Source organism: Paenibacillus amylolyticus (genome assembly GCF_047302515.1).
Lineage (GTDB): Bacteria > Bacillota > Bacilli > Paenibacillales > Paenibacillaceae > Paenibacillus > Paenibacillus amylolyticus_G.
The window spans coordinates 905555-916632 of the sequence record NZ_CP168019.1; the positions used below are offsets into that span (position 1 = coordinate 905555).

The following is an 11078-nucleotide window of genomic DNA, read 5'->3' on the forward strand; positions in this document are numbered from 1 at the left end:
TAAAGATTTTAAATTGAATCCAATCAAAAAATAACAAAAAAAGTAATTTATTTTTGAAAAAACTCTTCATTTTCGAAAGTGATTTTAGGTCTAAAGAAACTTGTTTATCAAATTCAGTTGTGAATAAAAGAATAGAATCCTGAATTCGTTAAATAAAGTCACTAAATTAGATAATTCGGTCTATTTATATGTAAATTTTTTTGAAGGGTAATAGAGTGATTCATCTATTAACATACTCAATTACCCCAATTTACATCCCCTACGCTGCGGAATACGATAAGCCTAATCTGATCGTAAATCGCAGGAGGTATAAAATGAAACGAAAATCAACCCGATGGTTATCCGGTTTAGTAGCAACAGGAGTCATGTTGTCTTCCATGTTTTCCTTACCTGCTTACTCAGCGCCTTCTTATGGTCCTCTACAGCAGAGTGAAAGCGCTAAGTCCATTCTACAATCACTCACGCCAGAAGAAAGACAAGCTTTGAACCAGCTTCAAGTCATGGATGGTGAAGTGATCGACCCCAAGGTGAATACCAAAAGTAACGATTTGGTCCAAGTGATCATCCAATTCAAAAGCGAACCGGCTGCCGTTGCATTGAAAAGGGCTGGACTAAACAATGAGAAGTTGTCAGAGCTTACGGCCGCAAGCAGAGTAAAACAAAATCATCAGCAATTCAAGCAGCACATTAAGTCTTTGCAGCAGAAGAGAGGGCTATCTTATGCTGCTGCCTCGATCCAAATCACTCAGGAGTATGAAACCGCACTAAATGGCGTTGCGTTAACCATCCCTGGCGTAGCCGTAGAAGATCTGATGAGATCCGGAGTTGTGAAAAAAGTATGGGCTGACCAGGAAGTGGTACTTGATCTGCCAGAGACAGACACATCAAGTGAATTTGCATCTGCATCCGGAATGCAACCTCGAATGGCTGATAGTGTGCCTTATCTCGGCATAGACAACCTTCATGAAGAGGGCATCACTGGTAAGGGAATCAAAGTGGGTGTACTGGACACCGGAATTGATTATAATCATCCGGATTTAACAGGGGCGTATAAAGGGTATCGTGCTCATGCGGCTGAAGATCCCAAGCAAGTGGATCCGGCTACGGTAAAAGGATGGGACTTTGTTGATAACGATGCTGACCCAATGGAGACGACCTATGAAGATTGGGAAAATTCGGGTTATAAGGAGCAAGGTGTTTTAGCAGAAGCTTATTATACTTCCCATGGAACACACGTATCGGGAACCATCGCTGGGCAGGCCAAAAATGACGTGGGGTATGCTGTAAAAGGTGTTGCTCCAGACGTAGACTTATATGTGTACCGTGTACTTGGTCCTGGTGGAAGTGGTGAGATGAGTGGCATTATTGCCGGAATTGACAAGGCCATTGAAGATGAACTTGATGTTATCAATCTATCCTTAGGGGCCGCCACGAATGATCCGCTGGATCCTTCTTCAATTGCACTGAATAATGCCATGCTGCAAGGCGTGGTGAGTATGGTTGCGGCAGGTAATGATGGACCCAATGAAGGAACTTTAGGTACACCGGGAGCGAGCGCGCTGGCCATTACGATTGGTGCTTCCGATGTTCCGTTAACTATACCTACGGCTACCGTGACTCTGGATGTGTATAACAATCCAGGTGAGGGAGAGACAGAGGAAACACCTGTAATGGATGAAGGAACATCCGCAGAGGAAGAAGCACCTGCTGAGGGTGAGGAAACATCTGTAGTAGAAGAGGAAGCGCCAGAGGAAGAAGAAGCGCCACCAACAGCAGCAGAACCATCTGCAGCAGATGTAGAAGCATCAGCAACAGAAGAAGAGACACCAGCAGCAGAAGAAGCACCTGTAGTAGATGAAGAAGCAGCCGCGGAAGAAGATGCACCTGATGTAGAAGTAGAAGCACCACCAGCAGCAGAAGAAGATGAAACACCTGTAGCAGGAGAAGAAGCACCAACAAAAGAAGCACCTGCTTCAACGTTTACTGAGTTGTTACCACTGTTTGGTAAAGATTTTGCTGACGATCTGACCACACTTGAAGGCAAAACCTACGAACTTGTGTATGCAGGGCTTGGTAATGCTTTTGATTTTGAAGGTATTGATGTACAAGATAAGGTGGCCCTAATCGCTCGGGGAGATATTGCACTCGATGCCAAGATTGTCAACGCAAGAAAAGCAGGGGCGGCAGCAGCAATTATATATAATAATGTTGAAGGAACAATCCCTAATTATTTGGGTGAAATGAACGGGTATATTCCTACATTCCAAATGGTGAGAGAGCTTGGAGAAAAATTAAAAGAGTTGAACGGCGTGACAGTCACCTTTGGCGCAGCAGGCCAAACTGTTACGGAAGGAAATAAACTGGCGGATTTCAGTTCCCGAGGTCCAGCGTCCGTGAATGATGATATTAAACCCGATATTGTAGCCCCGGGCGTAGCTGTTTTTTCAACCTATCCTGTATTTGTGAATGATCATACGGGTGAGAATTATAATATTGCCTATGCACGAATTTCGGGTACTTCCATGGCAACCCCGCATATGGCGGGTATTGCTGCACTTATGCTCGAGGCACATGAAGAATATACACCTTTTGATGTGAAGACTGCTCTTATGAATACAGCTGTCGATCTGAACGGGAATTATTCCGTATATGAAGTAGGTGCAGGCCGTGTAGATCCGTACCGGGCAGTCCACACATCCGTGTTTGCCAAAGTTCAGGATAAAACGATTCACTTCTCGAATGACGAATCCATACTTATTGATGAAATTACAGGTTCCATCGTATTTGATAGTGCATATTTGGAAGAAAACGACCAGGGAATCGTATCTGACAGCCGAACAGTTAAGATCGAGAATAAAGGGGACGGTGCCAAAACGTATAACACTTCCATGAAGCTGTTAAACGATATGAACTTAAATGTTCATCTTCCAGAATCCATTACTGTAAGTGCCGGAAGTACGGAAGAGATGACTGTTTCAGTGGATATACCACAGGACACGCCAAGTGGTCGATATGAAGGATATGTATATCTGGATACGGAAAATGCGGCGGATCATATTCAGATCCCATTCTCCATCCGTATTAGCGAAAAGGGGATTACTACGGTGGAGATGATTCCACCATCCGTCACAAACGATACCCCATTCCATCAGTTCCTGAACCGGATGACACTGAGTGCCATTCAATTGGGCAGTCCCATTGATTCTGTGGATGTATTGCTGAAGGATCGCGAAACTGGCGAGGAAATTGGGTTTGTAGGTACCTTGAATTCGCAGTCCATGCTTCCGGGAGTGGAATATCTGATCCTGAATGTGTTTAGAGGTTATGCATTTCCGATTGAAAACGGGGAGATCTCCAACGTTGCACGATTTGTCCCTGAGGGCAGCTACACACTTGAATTCATCGGGACTGACTCGGACTCTCAGCAGTATTCATACGAAAGATTGGTAGTTGTGGATAATACAGCCCCAGAGATTGATTTGGGTATAGAGCCTGGCGTATACGAGCTCAATGATAGTATGCTCACGGAAAGGGAAGGTGGACAGGGCGTCTGGTATGATGGCACAGCTATCGATTCAACAGTTCAAACCTTTGTTGATAATGGGATCACCGCTTATGATCAATCATCCAATCGTGTCATTTTCTACGAGAATGGCAGTCCCTTCTATTCCGGTGATTTGCCTGTTTCCAAAGAGGGAAATATATCTTTTGGTATTACTAAAGAAGAATATGATAATGGTTACGAACTTCGACTCTTTGGATTGGATGTGGGTACAGCGGCAAATGCCGTTAAGGACCATCGTTATGGGTTTATTTCCGAAGGCAAACCTTATTTGACCAGCACGTATGACAAAGACGAAGTGCGTAAAGGAGATACCATTACCCAGACCATTCAATTGAACAATGTGGAGAAGTTAAACGGTATTTCGTTTACCCTGGAATCGATGTATGACTATAAACAATTTAACCGGATTGAACCAACGCCTGAGCTGAAGGCATTACTGGATGACACAGGTGCTGAAGTGAATTTCAGTGAACCTGCAGTGGACCAAAGAGAACTCAGCTTTGAGGCATTCATCTCAGGTGGGTCCTTTGAAGGAATCACAGGGGATCTTGATTTGTTCCATGTTATCTTTGATGTACCCAAGGATGAATTCTATTTTAAGAAAAGCGACGTACCATTTCTTGAAGCGAAATACACAACGGTTGGCATGAAAGAGAACGAAGAGAAATTGGCATTAGCCGCGTTTAACACAGACAGCTATGATGTAATCTCCAAATCTTCAAGAACATATGGTTTTGTACGTCCGGAAGCTTTTATGGTCGATGGAGAGTATCTGGATTTTGAAAATGACTATTCGGCAATGGGCATTGAAGTTTATGCCGAGACGGCTTCCGGTGAGAAATATGAGGGGACTGTGCAAAATTATGGTGAGTTCCTGATCGATGGGATTCCGGCAACAGGAGAAATGACGACCATCTACACACGAGCTCCGGGTCATTTACCTTCCAGGCTGGCAGTGGTTCTGAGCAAAACGATTGATGGCGAATATTATGGCATCAATCAACTGAACTCTTCTGACTTTACGTATGCAGGAGATATTAATGGAGATGGAGCCATCGATATCTATGACATGGAGCTTGTAACAAAATATTATCGTACTTCGGATGAAACTGCTGATATTGACCAGGATGGTTATGTAGGAGACACCGAAGTGAGTTATATTACGAATAACTTTGGAATGACGGCTAACTATTCTACCAAGAAACCTGTTTTGCAAATTGGGGAAAAAGACTTAGGGTACTTCCTCAATAAAATTCAGGAAATGAACAATGGTGGTCCTGGTAATAATGGGGGCGGTTCGGGAAATAACGGTGGTGGCGGATCTTCTACGATCCCTGCACCTGTCCCAACACCTGCACCACCCACAGACCCAGATCCAAGCCAAAATCAGGTCATTACAGAAAAAGAGTTGAAAGCTGTGACAAACGGTACCGCAAATGTGGATATTACAGTTGGTAAAAAGATTGAGCTGCCTGTTAATGCGGGGGATTTGTTGGGTGCGAATTCACTCACAATTTCTCAGCAAGGTGTACTATCACTCACCATTCCATCCAGCGTATTGAAAGAACTGCAGACCAAAGGAGGTTCTGGTGCTGCTGGTGGCAAGATCATTTTGGATATAATGAAACAAGATGTGAAAGCACCAGAAACGAAACAAGGTCTTACGTGGACAACCGCAGGTGCTGCTTATGAAGTTGAACTGTATCTCCAGGTTTCCAGTGAGAAATTATCTCTGTCCTCGCTTCCTGAAGATTTTTCACTGACACTCCATTACGACAGAACGTTAAACAGCGATCTGATTGGAATGTATCATGAACATTCATCTGCGGATCAATGGGATTACGCAGGTGGGATCGTAGATAAAGAGAAGGGTACCGTTACTTCCCAATTGTCTGATATGGGCACGTATGCACCGTTCGTTTACGATAAATCCTTCGAAGACGTGGCACCAACGCATTGGGCAAGTGATGCAATCAAGTCTCTTTCGGCGAAACATGTGCTGACAGGCAAAACAGAGACTGCGTTTGATCCACAAGGTCAAACGACTCGTGCCGAATTCGCCGCTTTAATCGTGAGAACCCTTGGTTTAGAGGTGAAAGGTAATGAATTGCCATTTGGTGATGTGAGTAAGGATGCCTGGTATGCAGACAGTGTGGCTGCGGCATATCAAGCAGGTTTGGTTCAGGGAATAGCGAATGATAAGTTTGCTCCGACCCAAACCATTTCACGTGAAGAAATGGCAGTGCTCATGATGAGAGCATACGAATATCAATCCCAATCAAACCATATCCAGTCCGCTGTTGCCGGTTATACGGATGAAGCAAACATTGCATCTTGGGCAAAAGAAGCTGTGGCGGAAGCTTCCGAGCTTGGTGTAATGAACGGTTCTACTGGTGGGCAATTCAAACCGAAAAATAGTGCTACACGTGCCGAAACGGCCCAAACGGTTCACAATTTACTTTCGTTGCTGAAATAAGAAGTACAAGGATAAGAGGTTCCTCCAGCATTAGGAGGCCCTCTTATTTTTTTGTTATTTAACCTAGGGGAGCTTCTAAAATTCTCTTCCCAAGTACATCAGACTCCAATATATAACTGGCAGAGTCCATATTCGAACCCTATAATTAGGAATAAAATGATGGATTAAAACGAGGTGTAGTGATGATTGAAGGGAAGATTATTAAATTTTACCGGGAGAAGAATAGACGAACTCAAGGCGAACTGGTGAAAGGGATCTGTTCAGTCACACATCTGAGCAAAATTGAACGGGGAATGACAGAGTATTCCCAAGAAATTATGGACATGCTCTGTGATCGACTATGTATTGATATGGCAAGAGAAGTAGCAAGATATCATCAAATGAACGATCTGCTGGATTCATGGCAAGAGGCCATTATTATGCAGAGAACAGTCGAAGCTATTCGTCTCAAAGACAAGTTGGAAGTGGAACCGTTAAAAGGTATACCTGACCTGCGTTTATCCTATGACTTGCTGCAGATCCGATTTTACTTATTTATGAATAATATCGTTGAAGCTGAGAGACTTATAGCCGAAGTTGAGATTCCGGATGAATCGGAGCATTCATATGAACATTATTTTTATCACCATGTGAGGGGGATTTATTATTTTCTTACAGGACATTATCGCAAATCCATCCAGACATTAACTTCAATCAATCAGTCCAAATATACGAATCATGAGTACTTCTATCATTTGTCTCTGGCATATCACTCGATATATTCGAATATCACGTCGTACTATTACGCCGAGAAAGCTATTCAGCATTTTCGGAAAACGCTCAATATGGTGCGGATCATTGACACTGAAACCATTATGCTGGTTCAGCTCAATTCCCGTGAGTATCATGATTTTCCTGAGACGAAACGCAGATATGAGAATCTGATTCGGATTAGTGATGATTGTGGGCTCTCTGACCGAAAAGCCAAGCTGTTGAACAATCTGGGTTATGAATATAACCGGCGGAAGCAATATAAGGATGCTGCTTACTGGTACAGACAAGCGCTTGATATCATTCCGGAGAAACAACCGTTATACCTGATGGTACTCAATAATTACATAGAATCGAATAGGCTAGGGAACCTCATTCCTGCAAACAAGCTGTTGGACATGTCTCTGGAAACCTTGCACAATTCTAAACTTGTTTCAGACGCAAGTTATATGGAATTGGAACTCCAGTCTGTCATTTTACAAGGGCAGGAGCAAGCCTATTATGAAATGATAGAGGAGCGAATTCTTCCTTATTATCGTGAACTTGGTTCCCAGTATCTTGCTGAACGTTATGAAGGGATATTGTTTCAATACTATATGGATCATGGTAAAAAGGACAAGGCGCTCAGGCTCGCCAAAAATCGTTTCGAATCACAATTGACTTCACTTATATAAGATTTGAAACGAACACCCCAACTCCGATACAATGTTCTCATAGAGTCTGAGAGAATGGATCAAATACGGTGCAGAAATGGAGAAAACCAATATGACTGATTTTATCAACGCTGACGATATTAATGACGTAATTCTGGCTGCGGCAGCAAACGAGCTGGAGCAGATGGTGGACAAAATGTGTGAGCTGATTGGCACGCCTTTGGAACAGACGACAGAACTGGAGCGTCAGGTCATGGCTGCTTTTGGTTTTGGCGCGGTGTATGGCATCACTCATCGGGATCAGCTGGCGGAGCCGCAGGCCCATGCCTTGAGCATTCGGATGCTCATTAAACCGTTTAATTACAGTGAACAGCAGGCGGTTGATTTTGCCGATGATCTGATCCGGGTGGCTTCCGATCGTGAGGTTCATCCGGTAATGAACACGATTATCCAACGTGGGATTGATGGACACCGCCAATTCAATCAGGAAGACGATGAAGGATTGGAACGTAATATTCAGGAGATTTTAACAGCGGTTCAATCGCAAAAATAGACGGTTTTATTAGATGTGGGAGATGATTGCATTGGATCTGATGAAATTAAGCAAGGAACTCTCATACGCTCTGCGACATGCACCATGGGAGTATGAGCTGGAACTGGACGAAGAGGGTTGGGTGGAAATCTCGCAATTACTGGTGGCTTTACATGAAAGTCCGCAGTGGAAGGAAGTCACGCAAGCCGATCTGGAGCAGATGATCCAAGCCTCGGAGAAAAAGAGACATGAAATCCGTTCTGGCCGCATTCGGGCATTATATGGACATTCGACACCTCATAAGATATCGAAAATATCTGCTGAGCCACCGGAAACCCTGTACCATGGGACCCCGGCACGCGCAGTAAATTCTATTATGGAACATGGCTTACAGCCGCGGCAAAGGCAATATGTACATCTGTCCGCAGACATCGATACAGCCAATCAGGTGGGACGAAGACGGGATGATCAGCCTGTCATTTTGAGAATCAATGCTGCTCAAGCTTCCACAGACGGAATCCTCTTTTATCATGGAAACGAAAATATCTGGCTGGCCGATCACATTCCTGCACGTTATATTCTTGAGCAGGTGAGCAGTGAGCAATGACTGTTGAGCAATGAGTGATGAACTGTTGTGGACAACATAAATACCAATCTCAAATCGCAGCAGTCGCAATCAAAGGGTGAGTATACGGTCATCCGTTCAACGGTTATACCGTTGTATTGATCGTTAGCTACACCAAAAAAGGGACGCATCCAACATTTGTTGGTGTGTCCCTTTCTCATATCCAAAACTTACTTGCCTACAATCGCTTTAATACCTTCGCTAAGTGGCTGAGCCGGACGGCCAAGCAATTTCTCTAAAGTATCACTCTCTACAGCCAATGCGCCTTCACGGATGGCACTCTGCATATCAACAAGCATCGATACGACAAAGTCCGGTAGACCTGCGCCTTTCATGATGTCAGCGTAAGCGGCACCGTCCACGTTTTGCACGTTGATTTCCTGCCCAAGCACTTCACCAACAATGGCAGCCAGTTCAGCTTGCGTGCGTAGTTTGCCGGACAATTCATATACGGTATTCTCATGTCCTTCACCTGCGAGTACAGCTGCTGCAGCATGGGCGTAGTCACTGCGGGTAGCCCAGCCTACTTGGCTGTCATTGGTGGCATGAACCCAAGGTGCACCTTGCGTAGCTGCTTGCACACTGCCTGCTTCATTTTCCAGGTACCAGTTGTTGCGCAGGAAGGAATACGGAATGCCGGATTCACGAATAGCTTTTTCTGTAGCGCGGTGAACTTCCGCCAGGGAAAGGGTATTTTTTTCTGCATTCACAACGCTTGTATAAGCGATGAATCCCACACCTGCGCTCTTGGCAGCGTCAATGGCAGCCTGATGTTGGCGAATACGCGTTTCATTGTCACCATCAGTTGAGATGAGCAACAGACGATCTACACCGGCAAAAGCTTTCTTCAACGTCTCCGGTTGATCGAAATCACCGTGACGCACGTCAACCCCTTGAGTGCGGAGTGCTTCCGCTTTTTCCGGATTACGTACACTTACTGCCACATCCTTGGCAGAATCTGTTTTTAAAAATGCCTCTACAACCAGTGAACCCAAATGACCTGTTGCGCCAGTAACCAAAATTTTCATTTTCTTTTCCTCCTATGATATGTGTTGTTGGTTGCATATGGATGTAATCAAAAATGTTATAACAGGTGTGATTACAACGAAAGGGTTAAAAAAAGCTCATAATGAGCTTTTTTATTCAGAGACATGAATCTGATCCATCATCTGCTGTATGGTTACACGATTCAAGCGCTGTTCCATGGCTGTCTGAGCTTCAATGAGTTCGGCACGCAAGGTGTGCTCAATCATGTTGCCGACCGGACATTTCGGATTCGGATGTTTGTGAAAGTTAAACAATTCCCCATCCTCCACGACCTCAAGCGCTCGATATACATCAAGAAGGGTAATGTTCGCCGGATCTTTCAACAAGGAAGCACCGCCCACACCGGGTCTGACGTCAATCAGACCAGCCTGTTTCAGCTTGGACATAATCCGCCGAATAATCACGGGATTTGTATTCACACTCTGCGCGATCACATCTCCGGTGCATTCATTGGGCATAACAGCGATCAGGGACAGGGTATGAACCGCAATGGAAAAGCGACTGCTGATTTGTCTCATGGGATAATCACCACCGTTGTAACTATAATAGTTACAAAGCGATTGGTTGTCAATTCTTTTATATCATATGTTAATTGATAGTTGCTGTTATCCTGTAATCGTAGATGATCAAACAGATGATAATTGAACTATCACCTATGTCAAATAAATGAGTTGTGGTTCTTTTGAAGCGTTAAAAAAGAAGTAGGTTTCAAACCTTTTAATGTAATAATAGGGCTAAATTCCTATTATTTTCAAGTTAAATGGAACTATATGGTTTTCTTGTTTGCGTACAGAAGAAGAAAAATGACAAAAGCTTCGACAAACTAGAAAATTATGTATGAATTGACAAATGTAAAAGCGATTATATAATGTGTTTAACTACAAGATTGTACATTTAGTTACAAATGATTCCAAATAACAAACGGCGGGAGTGGGACAGGCATGTGGTTTTTGGTTCTATGGTTGTTAGGTCTAATTTCAGGGGGAGTACACCTATATGTGTTAGGTTTTCCCGGGGAAATGAGCGAGATTAGCAGAGTGTTGCTGCTTCATCAGTTTGTGGTTACGTTTGGATTGGTTGGAGTGATTGGTTATGTTGTCAACATTGCCAGAGCGGATCAGACAGCCAAAATGTTAGGATGGCCTGGTGGACCATTTCAGGTTAAATACGGTTTTTCCCAGGTAGGGCTTGGAGTTATGGGGATTATGGCCATCTGGTTCCAAGGGAACTTTTGGGTTGGTGTATTGGTAACGATGTACATATACGGATTAAGTGGTCTTTGGTCACATACTTATGTCATGATTAAAAATCGCAAGGCAGATGGAGACAGTATCGGGAATCTCATTATGGATGTGGTGTATCAAACGTTTATCACGGTTCTCTCCGTATTGGCTGGTGGAATCTGGGTAATGCACTAAGCTGTAATTGAT

The 11078-nt window shown here is 43.9% G+C and carries 7 protein-coding genes; 5 read left to right on the forward strand and 2 right to left on the reverse strand.

All coding sequences use genetic code 11. The features are described 5' to 3' along the window. Nucleotides 1-314 precede the first annotated feature (314 nt). The 4 genes from ACDJ59_RS03980 to ACDJ59_RS03995 all read left to right on the forward strand — a co-directional run bounded on the left by ACDJ59_RS03980 (nt 315) and on the right by ACDJ59_RS03995 (nt 8583). Nucleotides 315-6041, forward strand: coding sequence for a S8 family serine peptidase (locus tag ACDJ59_RS03980; protein WP_413407757.1), 5727 nt, complete (start codon nt 315-317; stop codon nt 6039-6041). A 182-nt stretch (nt 6042-6223) separates the two neighbouring features. Next, the gene (locus ACDJ59_RS03985; protein WP_413407758.1) at nt 6224-7465 is read left to right on the forward strand and encodes a transcriptional regulator; all 1242 of its coding nucleotides are present in this window, start codon (nt 6224-6226) and stop codon (nt 7463-7465) included. Between the two features lie 91 nt (nt 7466-7556). Beyond that, nucleotides 7557-7997 carry an Imm48 family immunity protein gene (gene imm48 / locus ACDJ59_RS03990; protein WP_211080866.1) on the forward strand — a complete coding sequence of 147 codons (441 nt, stop codon included), beginning with the start codon at nt 7557-7559 and terminating at the stop codon, nt 7995-7997. Nucleotides 7998-8010: 13 nt separating this feature from the next. Further along, nucleotides 8011-8583 carry an RNA 2'-phosphotransferase gene (locus ACDJ59_RS03995; protein ID WP_413407759.1) on the forward strand — a complete coding sequence of 191 codons (573 nt, stop codon included), beginning with the start codon at nt 8011-8013 and terminating at the stop codon, nt 8581-8583. 188 nt (nt 8584-8771) lie between these two features. On the opposite strand, the gene ACDJ59_RS04000 is transcribed toward ACDJ59_RS03995, so the two are convergent. Then, nucleotides 8772-9629, reverse strand: a complete 858-nt coding sequence (locus tag ACDJ59_RS04000) for an SDR family oxidoreductase (RefSeq protein ID WP_413407760.1) — start codon at nt 9627-9629, stop codon at nt 8772-8774. Between the two features lie 111 nt (nt 9630-9740). Then, nucleotides 9741-10166 carry an Rrf2 family transcriptional regulator gene (locus ACDJ59_RS04005; protein WP_047843833.1) on the reverse strand — a complete coding sequence of 142 codons (426 nt, stop codon included), beginning with the start codon at nt 10164-10166 and terminating at the stop codon, nt 9741-9743. Nucleotides 10167-10589: 423 nt separating this feature from the next. Between ACDJ59_RS04005 and ACDJ59_RS04010 the strand changes: the two genes are divergently transcribed. Continuing rightward, the gene (locus ACDJ59_RS04010; protein WP_026080959.1) at nt 10590-11066 is read left to right on the forward strand and encodes a DUF6790 family protein; all 477 of its coding nucleotides are present in this window, start codon (nt 10590-10592) and stop codon (nt 11064-11066) included. Nucleotides 11067-11078 lie beyond the last annotated feature (12 nt).